We start from the raw sequence: 25,968 nt of genomic DNA on the forward strand, positions 1-25,968 counted from the left end.
CAAAATTTTACATCTTCACAGAATTTTAAGTCTTTCCTAATAAAAAAGGGCTTACATAAAAGCAAGCACCTTTACTTCAATTTGCATGAATTATTTTCGTTGAATTCATCCAAGTTCGTTCCGCATTCCTGCCATTGACTTCCCTGATCAGGCGGCGACATAACTCCACCCTGATCCTTTGGCGTATACCACGTTCCGTTATATAAGACATACTCATTGACAAAATAAGTTTTATTATTACTATATTCAGGTTTTGATATATTGAATAAATTATTTCCTTTTATAAATTCACTCAGATTCGTAAAATCATCTAATTTATAGCTATAGTTATGCACGCGATACACGTTGCCTTGATAATGAAAATAGCTTCCAACACTCAAATTTGCTTTTTTCTCTTTCAGACTTTCCAAGCTTTCTATCTTGTTTAATACAGAGAAATCGACAGGGTCACCAGAACCTAACTGGGTAGCCGCAAAAACAAAATTAGGATTTGATTGATCTATAACAAAACTATCATTCACTTCTGTAAATTTGCAATAGCCCTTGCCATTTTCTTCAATCCACGCTCCCCCATCAGCCTCGCATTTATCCTTGCTCGCCTTCACCGAATCATAAACACACATATTTCCTTGTTCATTGGGAATCAGTTCCCCTTCACAGAGGCAGGAGTTCGCCTGTAAATCATACTTACCGCCACTTTTTTCACACATATACTCAGCAGTAGTCATGCATGCTTTCTTTTTTTCACCATCAACGATAATTTCTTTTTCTAAAACATATCCTGCCGGGCAGGAACAGGTTTCATTCACAATATCAAAGGTTCCCTTGCTGGCTTCACAGGCTTTTTGATAAGCTGACGGAATGTAAGTCGGCAGCGGCTTCGCGGAAGGATAAGTTGTCGGCTCCGGCGTCTTAACGGCTTCGGGCGTCAAGGATCCATCCGGATTGGACGTTGGTTCGTATTTTCCGCCGCAGTCCGCAGTGGTGCTATCGATATACCGAATCCATTTCTGATCTGTAATGTTCCAGCAGTACCCCCCTTCTCCGGATGGATGAACGGCCTGTTCGATCAACCCATCGCTGACCAAACGCTGCTGACGCTCTTGATCGCTATCAATATTTTCAAAAATATCCCGGTTTTCAATTTCATGAAACGAAGCATAGGAATGCGTCGCAAAGTTTAACAGCTCTAAATTGGCGTCGGAAATTTGATCGTTGGCCGAGGAAGCAAAGCCTGACATCGTCGGCATTAATATGGTTAAAAGCACAAATAAAATAGCGACTGTTACGATCATTTCCAACAATGTAAAACCGCGTTTCTCTTTCATAGTTTTCACCTTTGTTCTTTAATCACAATGATTATATCACACTTCATTCTAAGCTTGCTTAATTCATTTTACTTTTGTCCATAATAATGATATACTCCTAGGCGAGTGATTTTTTAGATGAAAGAGAGAAATACATGAAATTTAATGAACTAAACCTATCCCCTGAGATGAGCCGCGCCATCGCAGACTGCGGCTACACAGAGGCTACCTATATCCAAAGCGCGTGCATTCCGGTTGTGATGAACGGCGGCGATGTCATTGGACAATCTCAAACCGGTACCGGAAAAACAGCAGCGTTTGCCATTCCCATCATTGAAATGCTTCAGGTTACTGACCGCAAGCGTCCTCAGGCACTGATCCTTTCTCCAACCCGTGAGCTGGCGATGCAGGTCTGTGATGAAATCCGCAAGTTTACAAAATACAAAGAAGGTATCCGTACGGTAGCCGTCTATGGTGGTCAGCAGATCAGCAAGCAGATTTTAGAATTAAAAAAAGGCGCTGATATCGTCGTTGGGACTCCTGGACGCGTGCTGGATCATATCCGCCGCCGGACGCTGCGCTTTGATCAGTGCCGTGTTCTGGTCCTGGATGAAGCGGATGAAATGCTGAATATGGGATTTCGCGAAGATATTGAAACCGTGATCGAGGCCCTGCCGCAAGAGCGTCAGACAGTCCTGTTTTCGGCCACCATGCCGAAGCCGATCCTGGAGATTACCTCACAGTATCAAACCAATCCGGTTCACATCAAGACTCCGGCGACCCAGATGACCGTGCCGAAGATTGAACAGATCTATTACATCTGTCCAAAAGAAGCCAAGAAAGAAATTCTGATGCAGCTCATTTCGATGCAGAATCCGCATCTGGCGATGATTTTCTGCAACACGAAGAAAATGGTTGATGAACTGACCTCGGATTTAGTGTCCAAAGGCTATCCAGCCGCGGCCCTGCATGGCGATATGAAGCAGGAAATGCGGACGAGCGTCATGGATAACTTCAAAAAAGGCAAGATTAATATTTTAGTTGCGACGGACGTTGCCGCCCGCGGCATTGACGTTGACTCCATGGATGTCGTATTCAACTACGATCTGCCGCAGGAAACTGAATATTATGTTCACCGCATCGGCCGAACTGGACGAGCCGGCAAGGAAGGCTTGGCCGTCACGCTGATCACCGCCAGACAAAAATATGCGCTGCGCGATCTGGAACGGACAACCCGCGCCAAGCTGACGCAGAAACCGCTGCCCTCTTTAGAGGAAGTACGCAAGATCCGCCTGGATTTCTTACGCGAAGATCTGGAACACCGGATGACCCGCGATGTTCCGGAATCCCTGGCCGCAATCATCGACAGCATGAAAGACGACGGCTATTCCTATCGTGAAATGGCTTTAGCCTTGGCTTATCAGATTGCCGGACAGGAAATGTTTGACGAATCCGCCTGGAATGCTTCTGTCCGTCCAGCTTTGACGGTTACGGAAAAAGGCATGAGCGAGCTGATTCTCGATATCGGTTCAGATAAGGATGTCAATGCTTCGATCATTGTCAGTGCAATTGCCACCGCAACGGGACTGCCGGGCAAGGAAATCGGGAAGATCCGGATTAGTGCTCAGGAAACAACCGTGCAGATTCCGCGGCAGTTTGACCGTGAAATCGCCGATGCGATGAAAAAGACGCCGATTAAAGGCCAGACCGTTCATCCGCTGTTGATGGTACGCAAGGGCAAGGATTACAGCAATCTGCCGCCTAAGCGCCGCACCGCTTCCAAAGGTCAGCAGCGCCAGCGCGGACGCCGCCGTGAAAACCGCGACTAATTCACTACACTCAAAACAAAAGCCCTCAGCTGCATTCTCAGTGCAGACGGGGGCTTTTTTAGGCAATGTTCCGTTTTTTGACTTTCTTGCTGAGCTGCGGATGATCCAAATAACACTGCGTCACACTGACGATCATATTCGCATCATACGATCCGCCGATGGAATAGGAAAGCTTCATAATATCCCGGGTCAGATCGTCCAAATCATCGCAGTCAACCTGATTGGCCTGAAGCTTTTGAGCCACAATTTGTTTGCAGGATTCCAAATCCTTCAAGGTCGCGAAATCAAAGAGAATTGATTCTTTCATGTTCTTTCCCATCCTTTGGTTCAATCATAGCATAATATTTTGAAGTTTCAATTAAATCTAGATGACCGGAAGAAATAACCATGGTAAAATTATTCAGGAATTATTCATTTTTAGATAGGGGAAATTATGAAGCATATATTCATCGTCAATCCAACTTCCGGCAAAGGCGACGGAAAGCGAGCCGCCTCCATCATTCAGGCCGAAATCGAACAAAATCATCTTGACGGCGAGATCCGGACGTCCGAATATGCCGGTCATGCTCAGAAGCTGGCGGCGGAAATCAAGCCTGACCCGGAAACGATTGTCTACGCAGTGGGCGGAGATGGGACGATTTGGGAAGTGTTAAACGGTCTGTCTCAGGGACTGCGCCTAGGTATCCTTCCCTGCGGAACAGGCAATGATTACTATCGGATGATCGATTCGCGCAGGCTGCCCTTTGCGCAGCTGCTGCACGAAACACTGCAGGGCAAATGGGTGGAAGTCGATTTCGGACAATGTCATCATTGGCGTTTTCATAACTGCACGACGCTGGGTCTGGATGCGCGGGTTAATGATCTGGCAATCAAGCTCTACCAGAACTATCCGCTCCCAAGATTCTCAGTTTATGGTTTGGCGGCCGTATTCTGCGCTTTGAAACCGACGCCGTTTGAGCTGGTGTTAAAGACAGAAACAGAAACCATCCGGCAGAAAGCGATCATCGCCGCTGTGATGAACGGCAGCAGCTACGGCAATGGGTTTATCGCAGCACCTCAAGCTGATTTACAGGATGGGCTGTTTGATATCTGCCTTATCGAACCACTTTCTTTATGGGAAACTCTGTGGCTGATGCCCAAATACAAACAGGGACGTCATACCCATTTAAAGCAATGCCGGATCCTGCGGGCTTCAGAAGTGGAAATTCAGGTAGATCAGCCGATCTTGATGCAGTCGGATGGCGAAGGCTTTACCTCCAACCATGTTAAAATTACCACCGGTCCTTATAAACTGCCGTTAATTGTGCCGCAGGCTTCGCCATTAAAGGCATAAAATTAAAAATCCTTTCTGTTCATTCTGTGCGGACACAAAAGGATTTTTTTCTTTTTTATGGTAATCATTTCAGCGGATAACCGCTTCAAACCGGGCATGAATCAGCTCGGCCAGGGCTTGGGGAGCCATTTCGATCTGAGTGCCGATTTGTCCGCCGCTGAACAGTATCGTTTCCAATTTCAAAGCTGAACTATGAATGATCGTCGGCAGACTCTTTTTCATACCGATTGGACTGCATCCGCCGCGAATATAACCGCTGACGGAGAATAAGTTTTTCACCGGAATCAATTCAACGGCCTTCTCCCCTACCGCTTTGGCCGCTTTTTTCAAATCCAGCTCGTCTGCCACCGGAATCACAAAGACATAGTACGCTTTACTGGAAGCTTGCGTGATCAGTGTTTTAAATACGTGTGCCGGATTTTCATTCAGCATCGCCGCCACGCTGACCCCATCCACTGCTTCTTTTTCATGATGCGGATACGAATGAACCTGATAGGCCAGCTTCTGCTTATCCAGAATCCGCATGGCATTCGTCTTGACTTCTTTCATTAATCTCTCCCCTTCACTTTTCTTCCGCGCTTATTATATCACGATCCGCCTTCGTCAAAAGAAAAAACCATCCCTTTTCAGGATGGTTCATCAATCAGAATTAAGGATTAATAGTTTGTCGGACGCAGCATGAAGTAGCTCTTCGGATGAGCGCAGACTGGGCAGACTTCCGGAGCGCTTTCGCCGATATGCAGATGTCCGCAGTTGCGGCATTCCCAAACCTGTTCGCCTTTACGAACGAAAACTTCACCGTTTTCAATGTTGGCCAGCAGTTTCAGATAACGTTCTTCATGGGTCTTTTCAATCGCAGCGACACCTTCCATCGTCTTCGCGATGGCGTCAAAGCCTTCTTCGCGGGCTTCTTCTGCCATCTTCGCGTACATATCCGTCCATTCGTAGTTTTCACCGGCAGCCGCATCTTTCAGGTTGTCGATTGTGGAAGGCATACCGTTATGCAGCAGCTTAAACCACAGCTTCGCATGTTCTTTTTCATTATTAGCGGTATCCTCAAACAGTGCCGCAATCTGCTCGTAGCCGTCCTTTTTAGCTTTGGACGCATAGTATGTGTACTTGTTGCGGGCCTGGCTTTCGCCGGCGAAGGCTGTCATCAGATTCTGTTCTGTCTTTGTGCCTTTCAAATCTTTCATGTGTATCTCTCCTTTTCTTTAACAGCCAGTTGGCATGCAACTGGCTAATGAGTTGACAGGCCGCAATTGCGGTCTGTTCTCTACTCTCTATTTTACCAGAGAATTCCAGAATTGCCAGACTTTCGACCAAGAAAGTTCGCCGAGCTATCTGCTTACACGCCTGACAGTTTGGAAAGCAAAGCTTCTCCCCGGCGGATTAAATAAATCCCCATTCCTGCAGCCAGTAAGATTAGCACCAGGGCGATCACCATCATCATCAAAGACGATTCCAGCGGTGCCCAGAACAGCAGAACGGCAAGGATCAGAAAGCTGGCGCCCATACCGGCCAGCACGGTGATCATCGTGCTTAAGCTCTGCTTGACAACGACGATTTCCCGATCAAAATCAAACCGCGGAAAATGCAGATTGATGATTAAGCCGAACAATCCGGAACACAAAATCGCCAGCAAGGTCAAAGTCAGCAGCAGAACCACAGTCAGTAAAGAAAAGTGATAGACAACACTTAGAATAAGAATGCTCAGCCAGCTGACCGGTATATTCAGCGCCAGATCCAGCGCCAGCTTTGCTCCCAGATAGCGGCCGGACGGAATCGGCAGCGAGCGCACGATCCAGAAATTCTTGCCTTCCAGCGAGATGGAGGTCGCGGTGACCGGACAGATCATCCCGCAGAACAGACAGACCGCCAAAAGCAGCATAGCCACCGGGTCCGCGAAGGCACTGAAATCCATGCCGCTTTCCAGCATCACCTGAACCATCAGATCTTTCTGGACTGCCAGCATCACCGCGCACAGCGCAACCATGACCGGACCGACCAGGGTATTCATGACCAGCGACGTGGAAGCAAAATACCGGCGCAGCTCTCTGCGGAATAGCGCCGCATTCATCGAAGAAGACTGAACCTTCATCCGACCGCCAGCCTGGGCCGATGTCATCCGCGCCTTTTGATTCAGCGTATTCCAAAGCGGAGCGATGGCGGCTAAGAATAGCAGCTGAACCAGCGAAGAAGCGCCGATCAGTTTCAGCAGTTCGCCGAAGCTTCCCTGCATCATCGCCATTGTCAGCCAGTAAACCGGAGCCAATCCGGTTTGGATCGGACGAATCAAAGCCCCGACATCCTGAGCCTGACCGGTCTGGCTCTGAAACAAGGTCATCACTGCCATCAATCCGATCACCATACCCAAGGACAAAAGATTGCGAATCAAAACCGGATGTTTGACCCGGCTGGAAATCAAGCGAACCAATACGGCTGCCAGACAAGCCACGGTCATCGGAATCAGCGGCAGAAACAGCTGTCCAATCAATCCATAGAGTAAAAACGTCAGCGGCATCGCATAATGCAGCTGAAACAGCACCATCATCGGCAGCGTCAAAAACGCACTGTACAGTAACATCATCGCGATCAAAGCAATCAGTTTGGACATCAGAATCTGACGGCGCGACAGCGGCATGCTGAACAACAGGTCATAATCACGAAAATCAAACAAATAGCCCTGGGCATGATAGAAGCCGAAGACCAAGATCAAACCGAACGCGGCGCTGAGTATCGACAGCGGAATAAGCAGATTCATCGATTCCGGCACCCCTGCGATCATAGACCAGCTGTATAAGCCGGATAGACCGATCAACAGACTTGCCGCCAGAAGAATCAGGACCGGACTGAATTTCTTTCGCCCGCCAAAGGTTCTCGCCATCTGCCAGATCAGCTGTTTCAACGACAGCCGAAACAGGACAAACGATCTATTCATGATCCGCAAGCTCCAAGAAGACCTGTTCCAGCGATTGATCACCAATGACTTCATCCATAGTTCCCAACGCCGCCAGCCTTCCGTCCTTCAAGATTCCAACATGATCGCACAGCTTCTGCGCCACTTCCAGAACATGCGTTGAAAAGAAAATCGTGTTGCCGCGGTCGCAGTGCTCGCGCATCAGCTTTTTCAGCAAGAAGGAAGCCTTCGGATCCAGACCGACAAACGGTTCATCCAGAACCAAGAGCTTGGGATCGTGCAGAAATGCACTGATTACTGCCAGCTTCTGCTTCATTCCATGCGAGTAGCTGCTGATCGGCATCGTCAGCGCTCCTTCCAGTTCAAATAAACGCGCATATTTCTTGATCCGCTGCGAACGAGTCTGTTGATCAATCTGATAGATATCCGCGACAAAATTCAAATACTCATCTCCGCGCATAATGTCATAGAGATCCGGATTATCCGGAATGTAAGCCAGGTTTTGCTTGCATGTTAACGGTTCCTGACGAATCGAATGCCCGTCGATCAGGATTTCTCCTTCGTCAAAATCCAGAATCCCGACAACTGCTTTGATCGTTGTCGTTTTTCCCGCGCCGTTAGGACCGATAAACCCAAAGATCTCACCGTTTTCACAAGTCAGATCCAAATGATCGACAGCGGTCTTATGCCCATAACGTTTGACTAAACTTTTAATTTCCAGCATGTTTATTCTCCTTATCTTTCTTCCTGAACAACAGCCAGGAATAGCCCAGCGGCAACAGCGCCGCGATCAGAATTAAGCTCAAGATGACCGCCGCTCGCATTGCCAGCGGTACAAAACACGATAACAGAAGCAGAACACCGACAAGGCAGAAGCAGTAACCACCGAAGCGCTGCGTTTTATTCCAGTTATCCGGATCATCATAGCTCCAGATTGTCTTCACACCAACCAGATAATTCTGTTTGATCTTCGGCATCACGTTGCCCAGGATCAGAAATAATAAGCCCGTCATCACCGGCGGCAAATATTCCCCGCTGACTGCCGAGATTCCATAGATCTGCCCTAACACCCAGCCGTACATCAGAAACAGAAAGATTTCTGTGACAGCCATGATAACGCCATACGACTTTTTGAATTTGACATAATTATGCCGCCGCGGATCAATCTTCGGGGAGATCGCCATGATTGCAGGAATCAAGAATAACGCCGCCGGAAAAATCCAGATTGAAGCTTTCGGTCCGGTATTGTCCGCAATTCCCTGAACGTTGAAATGCGTCGGGATGATTTCAGGCAGCGACGGCCAGGCAATCATAGTCATAACCACAGCCAGCACTGGAAGAATTAACAATTTCCAATCGAAGAACTTTTTCAAATCAATCCCCACTTTCTTTTTCTTTTACAAATCCTAAAGCCCAGCCTAACATTTCAGAAAATACGCTCATATTCAATTCATAATAAATATACTTGCCGTCACGATCATCACTGATCAGATCGGCCTTCCGCAGCACCGCCAGATGATGCGATACCGTCGCATTGGTCATCTGAAAGTGCGAAGCGATTTCCCCCGCCGTCATCCGTCTTTCTTTCAGCAGTTCCAGAATCTCACGCCGTGTGGGATCAGATAAGGCTTTAAAGGTTTCCTGCATTCCCACCTCTCACTCCTCCAATCATTTAGATAATTATCTAAATGTATTATAGAGTCACCTTCTATCTTTGTCAATTCTTATTTTTCTTCTTTTCTTTCTCTTGGCGAAAGATTGCCCGAACTTCCCTTTCAGAGTAAAATAAAGATACCGCCGGAAAACGGCAAAGGAGAATGTTATGTTAGAATTTAAATTTGATACTCAGCTTTTAATTGAAGGTCATGATCTTTCAGAAGATAAAATTCATGACTACATCATGGACAATATTGCGGGCGACTGCCTGTTGGCGGTCGGAGACGAAGAACTGATTAAGATTCATTATCATACCAATACACCTTGGAAGGTATTGGAATACTGCGCTAGCCTTGGCGAAATCCATGATATTGTCGTTGAAAATATGGAACGTCAGTCACAGGGGCTGCAGGGTTAGCTTGCCCCTTTGCGATTGAAGGTTTGTCGTTATGGAATGGATTATCGTTCTTTTTTTCTTTTTATTCGGTCTGGTTATCGGGTCTTATCTCAATGTGGTGATTTATCGGCTGCCCCTGCATCTGTCCACGGCCAAAGGGCGCAGCTTCTGTCCGCAATGCCATCACACTTTATCGGCTTTGGACTTAGTTCCTTTGTTCAGCTGGTTGGGTTTGCGCGGAAAATGCCGTTATTGCCACGCTCCGATCTCACCGCGTTATCCGTTGATTGAAAGCTTAACCGGCATCCTCTATGCCGGCTGCGGTTATTTTTACGGTCCGACTCCGGAAGCGATTCTGCATTGCTTATTTCTATCGATCTTAGTGGTCATGGCGATGATCGATTGGGATACGATGGAGATCCCCGATCGCTTATCGGTCTTTATTTTAATGTTAGGTGTCGCTGCCCTTGCTTTGAATCCTGCTTCAATTCCCATCCGGGTTCTGGGTGCCTTGATCATCTCTTTCCCGCTGTGGATCTTATCCCGCTTTAATTTAATGGGCGGCGGGGACGTCAAGATTATGTGTGCTGCCGGATTCTATCTGGGGGCACCCTTAGCCATGACCGCTTTTGTCTTAAGCAGCTTCGTCGGCGCGCTGGCTGCTTTGTATCTCATGATTCACAAAAAAAGGACCGGAAATCAGAGATTCCCTTTGGTCCCTTTTTGGCTATCGGCTTAACCCTCAGCGTCTATTGGGGCAACACGCTGATTCAAGCTTATTTATCTTTGTTCTAAAGACAGCGCAGGCTGTCTTTTTTTAGAAAAAATAGGTCGAAGCCGAGGACACAGTATACGACAAATACTGTTGTAAATCGGCTTCTTTCAAACACCGCTCACGCGCAGTTTTTTCCGAGATTTTTCCTTCCTGAACCAAGCGTGCCAGATCGTAATCCATCTGCCGCATTCCGGCTTTTTGTCCGGTCTGCAAAACACTGCTGATCTGATGCCCTTTGTTTTCACGGATCATTGCCGCCACAGCGTCATTGGTCAGCAGAATCTCAAAGGCAGCGAGTCTTCCCGGCTGATCCTGACGTACCAGCAGTTGTTGGGTTACAACACCTTTCAGCACACTGGCCAGCTGCACGCGAATCTGACCCTGCTGAGCTTCCGGGAATACGTCGATAATGCGGTCAATCGTACTGACCGCGGAATTGGTATGCAGCGTTGAAATAACCAAATGCCCTGTTTCCGCTGCCCGGATCGCCGCCTGGATTGTTTCAAAGTCGCGCATCTCGCCCACCAGAATGACATCTGGATCTTCGCGCAAAGCACTGCGCAGAGCATCCGCAAACGAAGCCACATCGACACCCACTTCCCGCTGATGTACGATGCTGGAAGCATGGTCAAAACGATATTCAATCGGATCTTCGATCGTGATGATATGCGCCTTTCGTGAATGTGAGATGGAATTGATCATGGCTGCCATCGTCGTTGATTTTCCGCTTCCTGTTGGCCCCGTTACCAAAACCAATCCGCGCGGCAGCGTCGACAGCTTCCGCACGGCCTCTGGAATCATTAGATCATCAAACGTAGGAATTGTATTTCTTAATAAACGCAGCGCTGCGCACGGATTCCCTTTTTGATAATAAGCGTTGACACGTACACTGTACCCGCGCGCATCCTGAAAACCAAAGTCTAAATCCCCTTTTTGATATTCCTCCTGCTGCGCCCGATTCATCACCGTCCCCAGCATCGCATGTATTTCTTCTTTCGTTAGCGGCTCATCTCCAATGATTGTCAGTTCTCCTAACATTCTTGCGACCACCGGCAGTCCCACTGTCAAATGCAGATCGGTGCAGTCCATCGCCCTTCCTTGATCCATCCAGCCCTGTAAATCCATGTTGATCACCTCATTTAATTAGCTTCATTGTACCTTGAATTACGGGAAAAGAAAAGAGAGCGGTTAGGCTCTCAAATTGAATGATTAGTCTCCAGTAGTTGGGGTTGAATTGTCATCCAGTGGATAAGTACCAGCAGTCTTAGAATCTTTTGCACCACCATAAGTAACTTCAGTTACATGGTTATTAACAATCGTTGCTTCACAAGCATTTGCAGCCGTTCCTTTAGCAATATCACCGTCTTCCCAGAATTTTGCGTAAACGTTAGCAGTATCTGAACATAACTTGACAGTTTTTTCATCAGTTTTATACATTCCAGTTGATTCTGCAGTTTCAGAGGCTGCGATAGCTATATAAATCGCTCTTGCATTAGCTTCATTTGCAGTTTTCTTGGCATCATCAGTAAATCCCGTCAATCTCGGTACCAGCATCAGCATTAATGCAACCAGAATCGCCACAACGACGATCAGCTCAATTAATGTGAAGCCCTTTTTGTTGTTCTTTCTGAACTTTTTCATAGTTAATAATCCCTTTCTCTCTTGGATGATTTTATTATATCACGGTTAGTTCATTTATGTTGCGATAACATTGTAAAAATTGTAAGAAACTTGTAATATCCGTTGCGGTTAAATCGTATAGATAACCCGCAGCATTTCTTCCATTGAGGTCTGTCCTTTGACAATCATTTTAATCATTTCCTCAGACAAGGTTGTCATGCCCTCGCGGATAGCTGCATCCTTGATTTTATTCGTATCATTGGAGCTGACAATCAAATCCCGAATCTCTGCAGTCAAAGGCAAGATTTCAAACAAAGCAGTACGGCCTTTATATCCAGTCTGATTGCAGCGCGGGCAGCCGTGCGGTTTATAAATCGGCCCTGTATATCCGCCTAACAGCTGACTTTGTTCAGTTGTCGGCATGATCTGCTGCTTGCAATACGGACAGAGCTGACGGACTAAGCGTTGAGCGACAATCCCGACAACCGAGGATGCTAATAAATACGGTTCAACATTCATATCTTTTAACCGGGCAATCGCCGTGGCGCTGTCATTCGTATGAATCGTAGACAAAACATAGTGCCCTGTGATGGCGGAACGAACCGCGATTTCAGCAGTTTCTTCATCTCGGATTTCGCCGATCATGATGACATCCGGATCCTGCCGCAGAATGGAACGCAGCGCAGAGGCAAAGGTTAATCCAGCCTTGGTATTGACTTGAACCTGATTGACGCCCATCATGCGCTTTTCAACTGGATCTTCAATGGTAATGACATTGACTTCCTCACGCGCCAGTTCATTCAGAATGGCATAGAGAGTCGTAGTTTTGCCGCTGCCGGTAGGACCGGTAAACAATAAAATTCCATACGGCTGATGGATCATGGTTTCCATCAAATCATAATCTTTTTGCTGCAAACCGAGATCTTTTAATGTCGACAGTTCCTGCAGGCTGTGACCCAACAGACGAATGACCATTTTTTCGCCATAGACAGTAGGCAGGGAAGACAGACGAATATCCAAGTTCTTGCCATCAATCTGACTTTCAATATGACCATCCTGAGGAATCCGCTTTTCCGCGATATTCATATTGCCCATAATTTTGATACGTGTAATCAAGGCTTCATGAACGGATTTGGCAATCCGGGTGAATTCATGCAGAACGCCATCCGTTCTAAATCGAATGACCGTGGTCATTTCAAACGGTTCGATATGAATATCACTAGCGCCTGTTTCATAGGCCTGACGAATCATATTATTGACAAACTTCACCACCGGGGCGTTATCGACACGCTGGGTCAGTTCTGACAATTCATCGTTGAGCGCTAAATCCTGATCCTCAGTCAGATCTTTCTGGATCTCATCAATCGCACTGCTGACATTGGCTTCGGCATAGTTGCGCCGAATCGCATTCTCGATCATTTCCTTCGGCGCCAGCACCGGCGAAACAGGAATTCCGCAGGAAGCCTTGATATCTTCCAAAGCATAGAAATCCAGCGGATCACTGGTAGCCAGTTGAAGCGCATTGTTTTTGATCTCCAGCGGCATAACCTGATATTTTTTCGCAACGTCTTCTGAAATCAGGCGGACAATATCACTGTTAACCGTGATCTGAAAACCTTCATAGACCGGAACATTCAACCGCACGCTCAGCGCTTTCAGTTTCTTTTCTTCTGTAATATATCCCAACTCAATTAAAACGTCGCCCAGTCGATTGCCCGGATGGGTCTTCTGATAAGCTAACGCTTTATTCAGCTGATCCTCTGTTATATAACCTTGCTCTAAAAGCAGCTGACCGATGGGAAGATTTTTCATAGTTTCCGCCTTACCTTTCTATTGCAATATAGCCTTCTGACAGAACAATGCTGAAATGCTGCTGATCATAATCGATATTTAAGCATTCAACCGCTGTTTCAGCACGATATTTCTCGCCGTTTTTATTAAAGATCAATGTGATTTTGACTGTGGATGTTTCACTGTCATAATCCTTTTGGGCTGTAGACAGCTTCATGTCAACCCGATATCCGTTGTAAAATTCTTCCGGATACAGGAGCTTGGCCTCTCCGCCGGGATATTCCCGCACCCGCAACAAACCATCCTGAATGCAATACAGAATATAACTGCGCTGATATTCATCCGTGAAATCATTCATCGATGCCTTGGAAGTCGCCACATTCTTCGCTGTTTTGATTTCACCGCTGACTTGTTCCAATAGAATCTGAGCTTTTTCTTTTAAATCTGTCTGAGCTGCGCTCTTTTGAAATGTCGTGATCATCGGTTTGAAAATTGCGGTCATGCCAATCACAAGCGTTGTCAGCAAACCGATGACTAAGATCAGTTCCATCAATGTAAATCCACGTTTTTTCATGAGGGATCCGCCTCGAAATACTGATAGTTAACGCGTCCTTTGACATCCGAATAGGTTTTCATCTGACCGGAGATAGCAAACGTATTTCCATCCAGGGAGAAATTCAGCGATGAATTTTGGGACGTAATTTTAATTCCGGCAATTTTCTCACCAGCAATCGCCTTGCGGACTTTCAATTCACTGCGGCTCAGACTGTCCGCTTCCGTCGTAATCGAAACGCCGGAAGTAAACACTTTCGTTAACGATACGACAATCGTAACAAGAATTCCTAAAGCGACGACAACTTCCAACAATGTCATGCCTCGTTTATTCATACGCCTGACCTCCCTTCTTATTTCTGGTAATATAACAGATCGAAATAATAAGATTCTGTACTGTTGAGTTTTGTAATAAAGTACATATTATCACTATTTCTTGCTCTTAGATTAATACTGTTTACTAATTCACTATTCACAAATTCACATGCCTGAATTTGGCCGTTTACTGTAACTCCCTCTGCTTCAAATATAATTTTAGGTGCAAAAACACTTACATTTAAATCACCTTGTATTCGTACAGGATGAGTAAAAACAAGAATGATATTCTCACTGCTTAATAGATTTGTTGAAATTTGATCGCTTAACACAGGATTTTCATCATCAATAATTATAATTGGCCGAAAACGTTTATTATCACTTTCAATAACAAGATCATTAGGCATTTTAGTCAAATTAAAGTAAGCAGCAGTACGATATTTTCCACTTTTGATATGCAGTGAATTTAATTGAGGATTAATGCAATTAAAGATTAAAACCTTAGAATCATCCAATATAACATCCACATTTTCTTCATCATAACTATTATTATTTTCATATTCCAATACTTTCAAGGGAGCGGGGATTACCGGTAAATTAAGTTCGTAATATGAAAAGATTTCATGATCATTATTTACCTGATATGTTTCGCCAGTATAAGAACTGCCTATATTTGTTAAATTTCCACTGTAATAAATAGCCCCATTAATTCTGGCATTCTTTAATATTAAATCGCCTTTACAAATAACGTCACCATTAATAACGACTTGTCCGATTTCATTGCCGCCAATTGTCGCCTTCGTATATTCTGCTGGTTCTAATAAAACATTGCCATCAATATTCCCTGTTACAACAGGGTTCTTTATATTGCGATAAATAAGAACTACTTTTTCGTCAACAAACTCATTGGGATAAGAGGAATCTGTTTTTCCCTCGCTAATTTGTCCATTAACATTTTCTTGGGTGACTGACAAATCAGAAATCGCGTTAATCCAAAAATCAGCTGAAGCTTCTGTCGGTACTCGGCATTCATTAATAAACACAGCGCGTTTAGCCCTGGCTTGATCACCAAGAAATTCTTTTTCAATACCTATCGGATCAAAGAATAGATTATCAAATCGTGTGGATTGTACAGCGGCGGTCAATGTGGATGTCTTTCCTTCATATCTTGATTCTGACGTAATATATAATTTTTTCTTAACCCACGAAAACCAATGATGAGTATCAATAAAAGGATCCAGCGTTATTACATACCGATATTCGCCATAATCGCCATAGCTGGCCCATTCGCTTTCAACCTGATTTTTAGTGCCTTTTACTACATCAATCAGTGTCTTCTGCAAAGCTTCATTATCCAGCTGACTGATCAAAGCTTCCAGTGTGCTTTGGGCAATATACTCCGCCTGCTGCTGCGTGACATCCGCGGCCGTATTCTTGAATGCTCGCTGAGCCAGAGGAAGCAGGGCGCCCGCAAAGATCAAAAAGACAAAGAACAGGCACAGCGCCAGCAACAGTGTGCTGCCTTTTTTATTTGTCAATCCCCTTCCTCCTTTCTCAGTCAAATGGACTGGTTGCTATTCATTAAAGGTATAGAACTGAAGATGGAACGAGCCCTGCATCTGCTTGTCTTTCTCACTGACCGATAGCGAAGTAATGGAAATGACCTGCGGCAGCTGCTGGATCTTATCCATCGCTCCGATCATTTGATCCATCTTGCCGGTAACCGTAAAATCAGCTTCAACCATCAAGACGACGCTGAGCGATTCTTCACTGCCGGGAAGAGTTGCATAGGTCAGATCGGAAATTGTCAAAGAATCCCACTGCTTGATAAAATCCGCCATCGTTTCGTACAGATATTCATCCTTCAATTCCGAATACTTCGGCGGAACAAAGCGGTCCGCTAAATCCTGAAGCTGCTGCGTCAGATCCAGATGATCCTGATTCAGCGATTCCAGCATGTCGATCATCTGCTGCTGCTGAAGCAGCTCATCTTCGATTTGGGCGCGCTCATTGACTAATTCTTTGTGGTGATTCTGCATCGGAGCTAAAAGAAACTGAATCCCGATGACATTGAGGATGAGAAAAGCTAGGACGACCAGTAAGATTTTCTCGCGTTCGGAGAGCTTCATTCGCCATCCCCTCCCTTCAGTCCTAAAGTGATCAGAAAGCTGTAGCTTTTCTGACTTTGATTGTACGTAAATCCGGTATAATTGACATCCGCGAACCAATCGGTGGAACGCAGATCCTGAGTATAGAGCGAAGGCGAAAGGCGGTTGGATGACGTACAGGATAACTGTACGGATAAGCCGTCCTGCACCTGCAGTCCGATAATCGAAACATCCTTGGGCTTTAAGGCCTGAATCTGTTCAAATAAAGTCTTGGTAAACTGCTCCGTTTGTTCACTGTACTGCAGCGCCTGCAAAGCGTCGGCGATCTGCTGACGGGTTAGGGAATTCTGCATGGAAACAACTAACGCTTCATCATACTGCGAAATCCGTTCAGGCAGCTGCAGCTGGGCCTGAACTTGTTTGATCGCGTTGTCTTCGATTTGATTTAACGCAAACTGCCGATATGCCAGGCCGGCCAGCACGAGCGCATTGACGGCGAACAAACCGCCGATCAGCCGCAGTGTTTGCCGGTGGCGATAGGCCTCGGTATAGCGTTGATGATTGATTCCATGAAATAGATCATAGGGGCGGCGAATTTGGGCTAAACCATACACCGCGCAGACCTGCGCGGATACCTCGCAGCCGCTTAATCCTTCCACAGCCGGGAAAATCTCGGTCGGCAAGCGCAAAAGCTGAGTAAGCTCCTGGGCAATGGATTCAACTTCCCGCGGCGCACCGATATGAACCATCTCAACGGGAGAATCCGGATTTTTTATCCGCTGAAACTGCACAAGCTGAGAAATCCGTTCATTCATGACCGCTAACGGAGTCTGATTGCGGTCAAAACGAAAGACGTTGGAAAACATAAACCGCCCGTTGTTAAACAGCACCGACGTACAGACTTCATCGGAACACCAGGAGTATATGGCCGTCTTTTCTTCTTTCAAAAACAACCCGGCCTGAATCAAAGCCAATGTCGAAGTGATCAAGCGCTGCGGCTTGACGCCGGCTGCTTTTAAGGCCTTCGCATAAGCTTCGCCAAAGGTCTGCGGAACGACGACAGTCAGGCTTTCACTGCCGTTCTCCGCCTGCGGCATCACCGCATAATCTACGGTATTTTCCGCGATATTGCCAATCTGACGGGCTAAGTTAAAATATAAGTTTTTCTCCAACGTTTTCGCTTTGAGCTTCGGCGTTTCAATCTGACGATAAATCACGGCTGTACTGTCCGCAATCACCGTGACCTTTTTGCCTTTAAGTTCCAACTGATCCGCCAGGCTTTTCGCCCATCGGGCAAAGCCTTCCTCATCCTGAATAAAGCCGTTGATCAACAGACCTTCCGGGATTTCCTGCGTGCTTGAGCGCTTCACCTGCAGCGTTTGTTTTTTTGCTTTTCCCCATATCACAACGGCATGCCGCTGCATAATATGCAATAGTATCATCGTCATTTCCCCCCTGTTAGGCAATCATTCCGTAAGAATCATAAATCGGCATAAGAATGGAAATAATAACGAAGAAGATGATGATCGCTAAGATGATAATCATGATCGGTTCCATCATCGCCACCATTTTCTGCGTCGCATTGTCAGCCTCGGTATCGTAGTAATCCGAAATGGAATTCAGCACATCCTCCAGCGATCCTGATTCCTCCCCGACGTACATCATCGAGTTCAGCAGCGGATCAAAGGCCTGAGAAGCTTCGATGGAACGGGAAAGCATCTCACCGCGGCGGACACGTTCACTGATCCAGCCGATCTTCTCTGTAAAATAGCGGTTATTCAGCACATCGCCGGAAACCTGCAGCGAATCAATGACGGATATGCCGCTGGAATACAGCGAGGAAAAGGTGCGCGCAAAGCGCGAGGTCGCCACAATCCGATTTAACGTTCCAAACAGCGGAAACTTGACTTTCAGCTCATCAAATCCCCGCCGCAGCGCCGGCACCTTCAGCGCCATCCGCACGCCAAGGGCTAAAAACAGCACGCCAAGAATTAAAAATGGCCAATAGGCAACAATAAAATTACTCATTGAGATCAAAAGCAAAGTATTCCACGGCAGCGCCATATCGCCAACCATGCTTAAAAAGCTTGGAACAACCGATGTCATCAGCGCAAGAATTACCGCCACGGTAACCACCAGCAGCATAACCGGATAGATTAAAGCAGAGGTGACCTTGTTGCGCAGCTTATATTCCTTATCGTAATGCCCCGCCATCCGTTCCATCACCGCATCAAGCGTGCCGTTCATCTCCCCGGCCTGCACTAAATAGATTAACAGCGGCGGAAATGCCTGCTGGCATTGACGCATGGCCAGCGTCAGCGACGAACCTTTGCGCACTTCCTCAACCAGCTGAGCGTACAGCTTCTTCATCTTCTTCTTATCGCTTTTCTGCCGCAGCATTTCCAAAGCGTTGACTAACGGAATCCCCGAACTCAGCATCGCCGCCAGCTGCTTGCACATCAGCGATAATTCCTGATTCTTCGGTTTCCCCGTCTGCGTTTCCCACTGTGCCTTGCGGTGAGCATTCAGGCAGTAAAGACCTTCGTTATTTAAAAGCGCGTAAAGATGAACCACATCTTCGGCCCGCTTTTCCCCCCGTACTTTGCGGCCTTCCCTGTTTACCGCAGTATAAAGATAGGATTCCATACCTCACACATCCTTCATTCTGGTTAGATCATTTTTATTATTATATCATTTTTAAGGATGTCTGCACAGAATTCAGCCGTAAACTTAAACAAATTCAAAGGAGAGAAATTATGCCCATGGACTTCAATTTTATTCAAGAGCTTCAACAAAAGAAGATTGCGATCGAACGGCGGGTAACGATGGCGCCGTATACGTCATTTAGGATCGGCGGTGCAGCGGAATTAATCGCGCTGCCGGACACCGCAGACAAGCTGCGTGCATGCATCTTAAGCGCACAACGGGCCAAAATACCGTATCGAATCTTGGGTCAGGCCAGCAATGTGCTGATCGCTTCCTCAGGCTACCCCGGCATGATCATTCTGCTGCGTTCCAACTGGGCTAAGCTGAACGTAGAAGGAACATTGCTGAAAGCCGACGGAGGATTGACGATCAAGCGGCTGTGCGACGGCGCGATGCAGGCAGAATTATCCGGACTGGAACGGCTATACGGAATTCCCGGAAGCGTCGGAGGTGCCTTGCACAACAACAGCGGCGCTTTCGGCACCGAGCTTTCCGAGCTGTTGGAATCTGCTCAGGTTTTGATCCAGGGCCAGGAAAGAACCCTGACCCGTGATCAGCTGCAATTCGGTTACCGAAGAAGTCTTTTAAACGATCAGAACCATGTGCTGCTGAGCGCCGCTTTTCGGCTGCAGCCGGGACAGCGGCACAAAATCCGCTCTTTGATGGAAGAAACTATGGAGCGGAGAAAATTGAAACAGCCGCTGGAATATCCCAGCGCCGGCAGCGTATTTAAACGGCCTGAAGGGTATTATGCCTCCGCCTTGATCGACCAGTGCGGCTTAAAAGGCAGACAGATCGGCGGCGCGCAGGTCTCGGAAAAGCATGCCGGCTTTATCATCAATCGAAGCCAGGCCAGCAGCGACGACGTCCATGCTTTGATCAGCAATATACAAAAAGAGGTCTATGCAGAGACCTCTGTGACACTGGAATGTGAAATTGAATCGCTTTAGCGGGAAAATTCCGCCTTGACCTGAGCCAGCAGCTGCGGATCACAGGCCAGCTCCACCGCGCACATCGCCAGCGCACTGGCGCCGCTGGCCAGCCCCTCACGGCCTTGCGGACTGATCGTCGCCGCCGCCATTTCCCGTGAATGACCGGTCACTTCACAGCCGCAGATGCGGATATATCCATGCAGCGCCGGACAGCGGTAGCTAACCGCTCCGATATCGCTGGAACCGCCCGGCACTTCATCCACCGGCTGGATTTCCTGTAAACCTAATTCTTCATACTGCTTTTGAAGCAGGCGGGATAATGTATAATTGATCTTATTGTCTTCGTACGGACATTCATAAACGCTGGTTTTCAAAGTTGTCCCGGCCATCTGACAAGCGCCCTCGGCACATTGGACCGCTCTTTCCGACATCGCTTTGGCCACCGCCATCGTCGGCGCCCGGAAGTAGTATTCCAGCGAAGCATAGGCCGGAATGACATTGGCGGCTTCCCCGCCGTCTTTCACAATGCCGTGAATAAAACAGCCCGGCTCCATAAATTGACGCATCATGTTGATCGCTACAAACGTATTGACGGCAGCGTCCAGCGCGCTTTTGCCCTCCTGCGGATGACAGGCATGGGCGTTTTTTCCATAAAACTCAAATTTCAGCGGCATTAAAGCATTTGTCCGCCCGCCCAAGCGGTTTTCTGTACTCGGATGGATCATCATCGCCGCGTCGAGATCATCAAAGCAGCCCTTCTCGGCCATGCGCACCTTGCCGCCGAAGTTTTCCTCAGCCGGAGTTCCGATCACCCGGACCTCTCCGCCCAGCTGATCGATCACCGCTTTGTAGGCGCCGCCGGCCAAGACGCCGATCGCCGCGATTAAATTGTGACCGCAGCCATGACCCACCTCCGGCAGCGCGTCATACTCGCATAAAAACGCAATTTTAGGACCCGGCTTCCCCGAATCATAGCGGCCGATAAAGCCGGTTGGAAGCAGATAGCTGCGCTCGACTTCAAATCCCAGCTGCTCCAGTTTTTCACTCAGCAGCGCCATGGATTCAAATTCCTGATCACCCAGTTCCGGATGCTCATACATCGCCCTGACCAGATCCATGCCTTCGTCAAGATGCTGTTTTACCCACGCTTTGCATTGTTCTTTCATTCCCATTCACCTCATGGTTTAAAATTTATCATGATCTGCGTCATTTGTCACGTTTTTTACCGTTTAAAAGAAGATTTCCGGCTTTAAAAAACGCGGCGGGCCGATTATACCGAAAGCAAAAAGAAAGCCGCGTGTTTCTTCAGAACAACAGCCCCGCACTACGCCCAACTACGGGAAATGACCGTTTGAAAGCACCGAAGCCCGCATCAACTTCATTCAGGCCGATCCATTGAAAAACCTTGTCATACGACGATAAAAAGCAGCGTTTTCTCTTCCCGGTCAAAAGGGTTCAAGGAAAATGCTGCTTTCTTAGTTATTCGCTGATTTCACCGGCCTGTGTCAGCGCCCACTTGGATACGCTTGGGCCGATTAATTCATAAATCAAAGTACCGCATAAGACAACAGCCCGCACGGTTTCCGCATACTGCGGCACGACGGACTGCGCCACGACCGTTAAGCCGATTGCGACACCGGCCTGCGGAAGCAGGGCCCAGCCCAGATATTTCTGCACTGGTTCGCTGGCATGCATGATTTTCGCCCCGGTCCAGGCGCCCAGAAACTTACCGACAACCCGCATGACAACGTAGATGATGCCGACTAAACCGATCGAAGGCAGAATGCTCAGCTTCAGATCAGCGCCGGAGAGTACGAAGAACGCCATGAAGATCGGCGGTGTCAGGCGGTCGGCAATCGCCATGACCTTATCGCTTTCATTGGACAGATTCGCAAAAATCGCGCCCATCGCCATGCAGGTCAGCAGATCCGAAAATCCGAAGGTACTGGAAACAAACAAGGCGATAAAGATAAAGGCATAGATGAGCGCCTGCCGGTTATCTTCGTCATGGAAGAATTTCAGCGGAATCATCAAAATGAAGCCCAGCAGCGCACCGCTGCCTAAGGAGCCTAGGATTTCAACGATCGGATCCATCAGCTGCATCACAAGATTCCCGCTGCCGGGATTTTCAATCATCTGCGCGATGGCCACCGCAATCCCAAAGCCGATCAGGGCTACGGCATCATCGAGCGCGACGACGCTTAACAGCGTTTCCGTCACCGGGCCTTTGGCGCGGTACTGACGGATGACCATGATCGTTGCCGCCGGTGCCGTCGCGGCTGCAATCGCCCCCAGAACAAACGAGAACGCCGGATCAAAGCCAAAAGCGATCAGGGAAGCGATGACCAGCACAACAGCGACCATGGCTTCCAGAATCGCGATGACAATCGGCGTCATGCCGACTCGCTTGAAATAACTGGCCTTGAATTCACTGCCGATTGAAAAGGCAATGAAGCCCAGGGCGACGCTGGAAATAAAGCCGAGCTGACTGAGCGCATCGGCATGCACAAGATTTAAAACCGACGGACCGACGATCAGACCGCCGATCAGATAGCCGGTGACGTTCGGCATTTTGACCAGCTTCATCAGCCGGCCGAACACCAGACCCGTCAGCAGCAGGATTGCCAAACTCATTAATTGCTGCATCGTGATTACCCCTTCTTCACAATGCCTTTAACATAGCTGACCGGAACGGTAAAGACTACGCCTGTATTCGGCTTGTCCAGATCGCCGACATTCTTTTCAATAATCTGCACCGCATGTTCTACGTCTTCATGCTCCAGCACCATGAAGATCGTCTTACTGTTGACCTGAGAATTGTTTAACAACGCCCGCAGCGAGCCGAACAGATAATCATGATCTGCCAGAAGGCGTGCCATTCCCGCACTGTCAATAATCGTAGCGCTGAATTTCTTTTCGTTGGATAAGTCTTTCAGCAGCTGATCCAATTTATCAATCTGATTCATTACAAAAAATAATAATTCCATCGGTTACCCCTCTTTTCTTGAAACCTGTTTTATTATAGCACCGGTTTTCTGTTTGACAAGGAAATTTCCCGCAAGAAATCCAGAGATTTGGGAATACTGGAAACGAGGTGATTTTTTTGGAAAAATCAAGCGCTTTCACAGCTCAGTTCTCTGCTGATCTGCATCAAAGGCTGCCGATTGAGCAAAGTTTTGACTGCGTCAGCACCGTCTTCGATCTGAAACAAGGAACAGGTGAACTGATCTTTATCGACGGCTTTGCCAAGGACGAAGTGATGGAAAAGATCATGGAACACATGATGAAATTAGATCCGTTGGCTGAGTCATCCGTCAGCGGCTGGCTGGCCAGGCAGATCCCCTATCTGGAGGTTTCCGGGACGACGGATTTATCTCAGGCCGTTGACGCGGTGCTGAGCGGTACGCTGTTGTTTCTCGCCGAAGGGGCTGCCGAAGCCGTCCTGATCGATGCCCGCAGCTATCCTGTCCGCTCGATGCAGGAGCCGGAAGATGACCGCGTCCTGCGTGGTTCGCGCGACGCCTTCGTGGAAACGCTGATCTTCAATACCGCGCTGATCCGAAGACGCATCCGGGACCCGAAGCTGATCTATGAATATGTCCAAGTCGGCAGCCGCTCCAAAACCGATGTCGTGCTGTGCTATCTCGAGGACAAAGTTGACAGACAGCTGCTGGATAAAGTTCGTAAGAAGCTGAACAACACGGAAGTCGAAGGCTTGAGCTTATCCCAGGAAAGCCTGGCGGAGTGTCTACTTCCGAAACAATGGCTCAATCCGCTGCCGCGCATCCGCTTTACCGAACGTCCGGATACGGCCAGTGCCAGCATTCTGGAAGGCAATCTGATCGTGCTGACAGACAATACGCCTTCAGCGATGATCCTGCCGACGCATTTCTTTGATTTCTTTCAGGAGGCCAATGATTACTACTTTCCGCCGTTAATCGGCACTTATTTGAAATTGGTGCGGATTGTGATCTTTTTTCTGACCTTGTTCTTTACGCCTTGCTGGTATCTGGCGCTGCGCTGCCCCGGACTGCTTCCGGACAGCCTGCATTTCATCCTGATTGAAGAAACCGCGGCGATTCCGGTATTGGCGCAGTTATTGATCATCGAGGTCATGATCGACGGTCTGCGGCTGGCTTCTTTGAATACGCCTTCCTCCCTGTCCAGTGCTTTCAGCATCCTCGGGGCTGTCATCTTAGGCGAATATGCGGTCAGTACCGGCTGGTTCAACGGTGAAGTGATCTTGTATATGGCGTTTGTAGCGCTGAGCAATTATGCCCAGCCCAGCTTTGAACTGGGCTACAGCTTCAAGTTTTTCCGCATGAGCTTACTGATTCTGATCGCTCTGTTGGGGCCTTGGGGATTATTGATCGGAACGGCCGCAATCATCGTCCTGATGTTAAAAACGGATACGCTTTCAGGCAACTATTGTTATCCGCTCTATCCCTATGACGGGACGAAGCTGCGCTCGCTGCTGCTGCGCAAACCGGCTGATCATCGCCACGGAAACTCAAAACATTAGCTTCATGAAAACCGCTGCGGCGCTGAATCTTTCTCAGGCCGCCGTTTTATTCTCCCTTTCAAGCAGCGCACACAGCGGTTTTAACGCTTCCGGATCACACCAGCTGCAGCAACCCCGGCCGGCGCTTTCCAACAATCCTTGTTCCCACGACTGCAGGACCGCGGGATCTTTTTTGACCAGCGACTTTCTCAGCATCCGGCACATTGTTCGATCGAGAAAATGCATCTGCTGTTCATCATAGCTTCCCCGCCCGTAATAGAGATGGGCCGACGGCAGGTCTTTGTTCAGCTTCTTTTGCAGGACTGCCAGAACGTCTGGGGATGCCGGACTGGCTCCGACCGCAAACACCACCAGTGTCTTTCCAGCCAGTAATTCACGGTGCTTGATGAGAAAAGTCACACCCGCGATGGAGCCGGCGTAAATTCCGCCGAATAAAACGATTTGGGAATAGGCTTTCAAATTCTGCGGCTTAAAGGAGCTTTGTTCTGCCAATTCGCTGGGAATTTGCTCGTGCAGCCATTGGGCATACTGGCGTGAGGCTCCATATTTTGATCGAAAAAGGATTAGTGTATCCGTCATTGAATTTCTCCTTCCAGATTGTCGATACTCGTCAAGAATTGAATCATCATGCGGAAAAACTGTTCCGTTTCCGCGTCACCGAAATCCGCAAACAACTGCTTCAGCCGCTGCTGAAACAACGCTCCCATTGAATTGAAATATTCCTCGGCAGCAGAGGTGGCCTCAATCACAGCTGCCCGGCTGTCAGCGGCGCTGGGATGCAGGCTGACAAATCCCTTCCGCTGCAAAGCCTCCGCCAGTTTTTTTACATTCTGTCGGGAACAGCCCAACAGCTTGCCCAGGTGGGTTAATGTCATTGCCTCCTGAGACTGGCAGACAAGCGTTAAAAGCATGAACTGCTTCAATGTCACCTGCGGGATTTCATGATCAAAGACGGTTTGGAGGCGGTTGGCCGTGATCATCAGCAGACTGAAAATCGCTTTATACTGATGCTCAGGCGAATCGGAAAAGCGCTGGACTAAATCTGATATTTCCATGTTGATCTCCCTCTTATAAGTAACTAGTTACTTATTTATTTTGATTATAGCAACTTGTTGCGTATTCGTCAACAGAACATCCTTCTTTCTTTGAAAAAACAAAAAGCCGCGGTGCTTTTCTATGAAAGCCGCGGCCAAAGATAATTGATT

At 47.8% G+C, this 25,968-nt stretch carries 28 protein-coding genes; 6 read left to right on the top strand and 22 right to left on the bottom strand.

The features are described from left to right. Positions 1 to 71 precede the first annotated feature (71 nt). Complete coding sequence (locus BN162_RS03285) at positions 72 to 1,328, bottom strand: type II secretion system protein (protein ID WP_020223646.1); 1,257 nt, start codon at positions 1,326 to 1,328, stop codon at positions 72 to 74. 134 nt (positions 1,329 to 1,462) lie between these two features. Between BN162_RS03285 and BN162_RS03290 the strand changes: the two genes are divergently transcribed. Next, a complete protein-coding gene (locus tag BN162_RS03290) occupies positions 1,463 to 3,136 on the top strand; it encodes a DEAD/DEAH box helicase (protein WP_020223647.1) in 1,674 nt (557 codons plus the stop codon). A gap of 58 nt (positions 3,137 to 3,194) precedes the next feature. Here the strand turns inward: BN162_RS03290 and BN162_RS03295 are convergent, their stop codons facing one another. After that, complete coding sequence (locus tag BN162_RS03295; RefSeq protein ID WP_020223648.1) at positions 3,195 to 3,443, bottom strand: hypothetical protein; 249 nt, start codon at positions 3,441 to 3,443, stop codon at positions 3,195 to 3,197. Between the two features lie 126 nt (positions 3,444 to 3,569). Here BN162_RS03295 and BN162_RS03300 point away from each other — a divergent pair, with 126 nt between their 5' ends. Then, positions 3,570 to 4,469, top strand: a complete 900-nt coding sequence (locus BN162_RS03300; RefSeq protein WP_020223649.1) for a diacylglycerol/lipid kinase family protein — start codon at positions 3,570 to 3,572, stop codon at positions 4,467 to 4,469. A 69-nt stretch (positions 4,470 to 4,538) separates the two neighbouring features. Here the strand turns inward: BN162_RS03300 and ybaK are convergent, their stop codons facing one another. From ybaK to BN162_RS03330, 6 genes are all read right to left on the bottom strand, one after another. Then, a complete protein-coding gene (ybaK, locus tag BN162_RS03305) occupies positions 4,539 to 5,018 on the bottom strand; it encodes a Cys-tRNA(Pro) deacylase (protein WP_020223650.1) in 480 nt (159 codons plus the stop codon). A 107-nt stretch (positions 5,019 to 5,125) separates the two neighbouring features. After that, entirely contained in the window at positions 5,126 to 5,665 is a 540-nt protein-coding gene (gene rbr, locus BN162_RS03310) for a rubrerythrin (protein WP_020223651.1), read from the bottom strand. 152 nt (positions 5,666 to 5,817) lie between these two features. Next, positions 5,818 to 7,410 carry a putative ABC transporter permease subunit gene (locus tag BN162_RS03315; protein ID WP_020223652.1) on the bottom strand — a complete coding sequence of 531 codons (1,593 nt, stop codon included), beginning with the start codon at positions 7,408 to 7,410 and terminating at the stop codon, positions 5,818 to 5,820. Next, on the bottom strand, positions 7,403 to 8,113 hold the full coding sequence (locus tag BN162_RS03320; RefSeq protein ID WP_020223653.1) for an ABC transporter ATP-binding protein: 711 nt from the start codon (positions 8,111 to 8,113) through the stop codon (positions 7,403 to 7,405). The genes BN162_RS03315 and BN162_RS03320 overlap by 8 nt, the downstream gene beginning before the upstream one ends. Continuing rightward, complete coding sequence (locus BN162_RS03325) at positions 8,100 to 8,762, bottom strand: SdpI family protein (RefSeq protein ID WP_147612132.1); 663 nt, start codon at positions 8,760 to 8,762, stop codon at positions 8,100 to 8,102. Before BN162_RS03325 ends, BN162_RS03320 begins: the two co-directional genes overlap by 14 nt. Position 8,763: 1 nt before the next feature. Continuing rightward, positions 8,764 to 9,036: an autorepressor SdpR family transcription factor gene (locus tag BN162_RS03330; protein WP_020223655.1), complete on the bottom strand. Its 273-nt coding sequence runs from the start codon at positions 9,034 to 9,036 to the stop codon at positions 8,764 to 8,766. Between the two features lie 175 nt (positions 9,037 to 9,211). Here BN162_RS03330 and BN162_RS03335 point away from each other — a divergent pair, with 175 nt between their 5' ends. Together BN162_RS03335 and BN162_RS03340 are read left to right on the top strand one after the other, a co-directional pair. Further along, the gene (locus BN162_RS03335; RefSeq protein ID WP_020223656.1) at positions 9,212 to 9,463 is read left to right on the top strand and encodes a hypothetical protein; all 252 of its coding nucleotides are present in this window, start codon (positions 9,212 to 9,214) and stop codon (positions 9,461 to 9,463) included. 31 nt (positions 9,464 to 9,494) lie between these two features. Then, positions 9,495 to 10,181, top strand: coding sequence for a prepilin peptidase (locus BN162_RS03340; RefSeq protein ID WP_051032505.1), 687 nt, complete (start codon positions 9,495 to 9,497; stop codon positions 10,179 to 10,181). 78 nt (positions 10,182 to 10,259) lie between these two features. Here the strand turns inward: BN162_RS03340 and BN162_RS03345 are convergent, their stop codons facing one another. From BN162_RS03345 to BN162_RS03385, 9 genes are all read right to left on the bottom strand, one after another. After that, positions 10,260 to 11,342 (bottom strand): type IV pilus twitching motility protein PilT, encoded by a 1,083-nt coding sequence (locus tag BN162_RS03345; protein WP_020223657.1) that lies wholly within the window; start codon positions 11,340 to 11,342, stop codon positions 10,260 to 10,262. 84 nt (positions 11,343 to 11,426) lie between these two features. Continuing rightward, positions 11,427 to 11,858, bottom strand: a complete 432-nt coding sequence (locus BN162_RS03350) for a prepilin-type N-terminal cleavage/methylation domain-containing protein (RefSeq protein ID WP_020223658.1) — start codon at positions 11,856 to 11,858, stop codon at positions 11,427 to 11,429. A gap of 108 nt (positions 11,859 to 11,966) precedes the next feature. Next, entirely contained in the window at positions 11,967 to 13,649 is a 1,683-nt protein-coding gene (locus tag BN162_RS03355; RefSeq protein ID WP_020223659.1) for a GspE/PulE family protein, read from the bottom strand. A 10-nt stretch (positions 13,650 to 13,659) separates the two neighbouring features. Further along, a complete protein-coding gene (locus BN162_RS03360) occupies positions 13,660 to 14,202 on the bottom strand; it encodes a PulJ/GspJ family protein (protein WP_020223660.1) in 543 nt (180 codons plus the stop codon). Beyond that, entirely contained in the window at positions 14,199 to 14,516 is a 318-nt protein-coding gene (locus tag BN162_RS03365; protein ID WP_020223661.1) for a type IV pilus modification PilV family protein, read from the bottom strand. Before BN162_RS03365 ends, BN162_RS03360 begins: the two co-directional genes overlap by 4 nt. Before the next feature lie 17 nt (positions 14,517 to 14,533). Beyond that, positions 14,534 to 16,033, bottom strand: coding sequence for a bactofilin family protein (locus tag BN162_RS03370; protein ID WP_020223662.1), 1,500 nt, complete (start codon positions 16,031 to 16,033; stop codon positions 14,534 to 14,536). A 36-nt stretch (positions 16,034 to 16,069) separates the two neighbouring features. Continuing rightward, positions 16,070 to 16,624, bottom strand: a complete 555-nt coding sequence (locus BN162_RS03375) for a hypothetical protein (RefSeq protein WP_020223663.1) — start codon at positions 16,622 to 16,624, stop codon at positions 16,070 to 16,072. Beyond that, the gene (locus tag BN162_RS03380) at positions 16,621 to 18,045 is read right to left on the bottom strand and encodes a type IV pilus biogenesis protein PilM (protein WP_147612133.1); all 1,425 of its coding nucleotides are present in this window, start codon (positions 18,043 to 18,045) and stop codon (positions 16,621 to 16,623) included. The genes BN162_RS03375 and BN162_RS03380 overlap by 4 nt, the downstream gene beginning before the upstream one ends. Positions 18,046 to 18,061: 16 nt before the next feature. Next, a complete protein-coding gene (locus BN162_RS03385) occupies positions 18,062 to 19,249 on the bottom strand; it encodes a type II secretion system F family protein (RefSeq protein ID WP_020223665.1) in 1,188 nt (395 codons plus the stop codon). 110 nt (positions 19,250 to 19,359) lie between these two features. Here BN162_RS03385 and murB point away from each other — a divergent pair, with 110 nt between their 5' ends. Continuing rightward, positions 19,360 to 20,259 (top strand): UDP-N-acetylmuramate dehydrogenase, encoded by a 900-nt coding sequence (gene murB / locus BN162_RS03390; RefSeq protein ID WP_020223666.1) that lies wholly within the window; start codon positions 19,360 to 19,362, stop codon positions 20,257 to 20,259. Here the strand turns inward: murB and BN162_RS03395 are convergent. From BN162_RS03395 to BN162_RS03405, 3 genes are all read right to left on the bottom strand, one after another. After that, positions 20,256 to 21,407: a M20 family metallopeptidase gene (locus tag BN162_RS03395; protein WP_020223667.1), complete on the bottom strand. Its 1,152-nt coding sequence runs from the start codon at positions 21,405 to 21,407 to the stop codon at positions 20,256 to 20,258. The two genes, murB and BN162_RS03395, sit on opposite strands and share 4 nt — an antisense overlap. 313 nt (positions 21,408 to 21,720) lie before the next feature. Beyond that, entirely contained in the window at positions 21,721 to 22,887 is a 1,167-nt protein-coding gene (locus BN162_RS03400; RefSeq protein WP_020223668.1) for a cation:proton antiporter, read from the bottom strand. 5 nt (positions 22,888 to 22,892) lie between these two features. Continuing rightward, complete coding sequence (locus BN162_RS03405) at positions 22,893 to 23,228, bottom strand: hypothetical protein (protein ID WP_020223669.1); 336 nt, start codon at positions 23,226 to 23,228, stop codon at positions 22,893 to 22,895. Between the two features lie 107 nt (positions 23,229 to 23,335). Between BN162_RS03405 and BN162_RS03410 the strand changes: the two genes are divergently transcribed. Beyond that, positions 23,336 to 24,763, top strand: coding sequence for a spore germination protein (locus tag BN162_RS03410; RefSeq protein ID WP_051032506.1), 1,428 nt, complete (start codon positions 23,336 to 23,338; stop codon positions 24,761 to 24,763). Between the two features lie 33 nt (positions 24,764 to 24,796). Here BN162_RS03410 and BN162_RS03415 read toward each other — a convergent pair whose 3' ends face one another. Next, positions 24,797 to 25,342: a flavodoxin domain-containing protein gene (locus BN162_RS03415; protein ID WP_020223671.1), complete on the bottom strand. Its 546-nt coding sequence runs from the start codon at positions 25,340 to 25,342 to the stop codon at positions 24,797 to 24,799. Then, positions 25,339 to 25,818: a MarR family winged helix-turn-helix transcriptional regulator gene (locus BN162_RS03420; RefSeq protein WP_020223672.1), complete on the bottom strand. Its 480-nt coding sequence runs from the start codon at positions 25,816 to 25,818 to the stop codon at positions 25,339 to 25,341. The genes BN162_RS03415 and BN162_RS03420 overlap by 4 nt, the downstream gene beginning before the upstream one ends. Positions 25,819 to 25,968 lie beyond the last annotated feature (150 nt).

Origin of the sequence: Holdemania massiliensis AP2 (genome assembly GCF_000327285.1) — a bacterium.
GTDB lineage: Bacteria > Bacillota_I > Bacilli_A > Erysipelotrichales > Erysipelotrichaceae > Holdemania > Holdemania massiliensis.

What these genes read in the sequence shown, in the direction of transcription:
- BN162_RS03345 (WP_020223657.1), bottom strand. Translation starts at nt 11,342, where the DNA reads ATGGATTTACAGGGCTGGATGGATCAAGGAAGGGCGATGGACTGCACC.
- rbr (WP_020223651.1), bottom strand. Translation starts at nt 5,665, where the DNA reads ATGAAAGATTTGAAAGGCACAAAGACAGAACAGAATCTGATGACAGCC.
- murB (WP_020223666.1), top strand. Translation starts at nt 19,360, where the DNA reads ATGCCCATGGACTTCAATTTTATTCAAGAGCTTCAACAAAAGAAGATT.
- BN162_RS03330 (WP_020223655.1), bottom strand. Translation starts at nt 9,036, where the DNA reads ATGCAGGAAACCTTTAAAGCCTTATCTGATCCCACACGGCGTGAGATT.
- BN162_RS03375 (WP_020223663.1), bottom strand. Translation starts at nt 16,624, where the DNA reads ATGAAGCTCTCCGAACGCGAGAAAATCTTACTGGTCGTCCTAGCTTTT.
- BN162_RS03295 (WP_020223648.1), bottom strand. Translation starts at nt 3,443, where the DNA reads ATGAAAGAATCAATTCTCTTTGATTTCGCGACCTTGAAGGATTTGGAA.
- BN162_RS03405 (WP_020223669.1), bottom strand. Translation starts at nt 23,228, where the DNA reads ATGGAATTATTATTTTTTGTAATGAATCAGATTGATAAATTGGATCAG.
- BN162_RS03315 (WP_020223652.1), bottom strand. Translation starts at nt 7,410, where the DNA reads ATGAATAGATCGTTTGTCCTGTTTCGGCTGTCGTTGAAACAGCTGATC.
- BN162_RS03395 (WP_020223667.1), bottom strand. Translation starts at nt 21,407, where the DNA reads ATGAAAGAACAATGCAAAGCGTGGGTAAAACAGCATCTTGACGAAGGC.
- BN162_RS03380 (WP_147612133.1), bottom strand. Translation starts at nt 18,045, where the DNA reads ATGATACTATTGCATATTATGCAGCGGCATGCCGTTGTGATATGGGGA.
- BN162_RS03355 (WP_020223659.1), bottom strand. Translation starts at nt 13,649, where the DNA reads ATGAAAAATCTTCCCATCGGTCAGCTGCTTTTAGAGCAAGGTTATATA.
- BN162_RS03385 (WP_020223665.1), bottom strand. Translation starts at nt 19,249, where the DNA reads ATGGAATCCTATCTTTATACTGCGGTAAACAGGGAAGGCCGCAAAGTA.
- BN162_RS03290 (WP_020223647.1), top strand. Translation starts at nt 1,463, where the DNA reads ATGAAATTTAATGAACTAAACCTATCCCCTGAGATGAGCCGCGCCATC.
- BN162_RS03340 (WP_051032505.1), top strand. Translation starts at nt 9,495, where the DNA reads ATGGAATGGATTATCGTTCTTTTTTTCTTTTTATTCGGTCTGGTTATC.
- BN162_RS03360 (WP_020223660.1), bottom strand. Translation starts at nt 14,202, where the DNA reads ATGAAAAAACGTGGATTTACATTGATGGAACTGATCTTAGTCATCGGT.
- BN162_RS03300 (WP_020223649.1), top strand. Translation starts at nt 3,570, where the DNA reads ATGAAGCATATATTCATCGTCAATCCAACTTCCGGCAAAGGCGACGGA.
- BN162_RS03400 (WP_020223668.1), bottom strand. Translation starts at nt 22,887, where the DNA reads ATGCAGCAATTAATGAGTTTGGCAATCCTGCTGCTGACGGGTCTGGTG.
- BN162_RS03285 (WP_020223646.1), bottom strand. Translation starts at nt 1,328, where the DNA reads ATGAAAGAGAAACGCGGTTTTACATTGTTGGAAATGATCGTAACAGTC.
- BN162_RS03350 (WP_020223658.1), bottom strand. Translation starts at nt 11,858, where the DNA reads ATGAAAAAGTTCAGAAAGAACAACAAAAAGGGCTTCACATTAATTGAG.
- BN162_RS03320 (WP_020223653.1), bottom strand. Translation starts at nt 8,113, where the DNA reads ATGCTGGAAATTAAAAGTTTAGTCAAACGTTATGGGCATAAGACCGCT.
- BN162_RS03415 (WP_020223671.1), bottom strand. Translation starts at nt 25,342, where the DNA reads ATGACGGATACACTAATCCTTTTTCGATCAAAATATGGAGCCTCACGC.
- BN162_RS03365 (WP_020223661.1), bottom strand. Translation starts at nt 14,516, where the DNA reads ATGAATAAACGAGGCATGACATTGTTGGAAGTTGTCGTCGCTTTAGGA.
- BN162_RS03420 (WP_020223672.1), bottom strand. Translation starts at nt 25,818, where the DNA reads ATGGAAATATCAGATTTAGTCCAGCGCTTTTCCGATTCGCCTGAGCAT.
- ybaK (WP_020223650.1), bottom strand. Translation starts at nt 5,018, where the DNA reads ATGAAAGAAGTCAAGACGAATGCCATGCGGATTCTGGATAAGCAGAAG.
- BN162_RS03335 (WP_020223656.1), top strand. Translation starts at nt 9,212, where the DNA reads ATGTTAGAATTTAAATTTGATACTCAGCTTTTAATTGAAGGTCATGAT.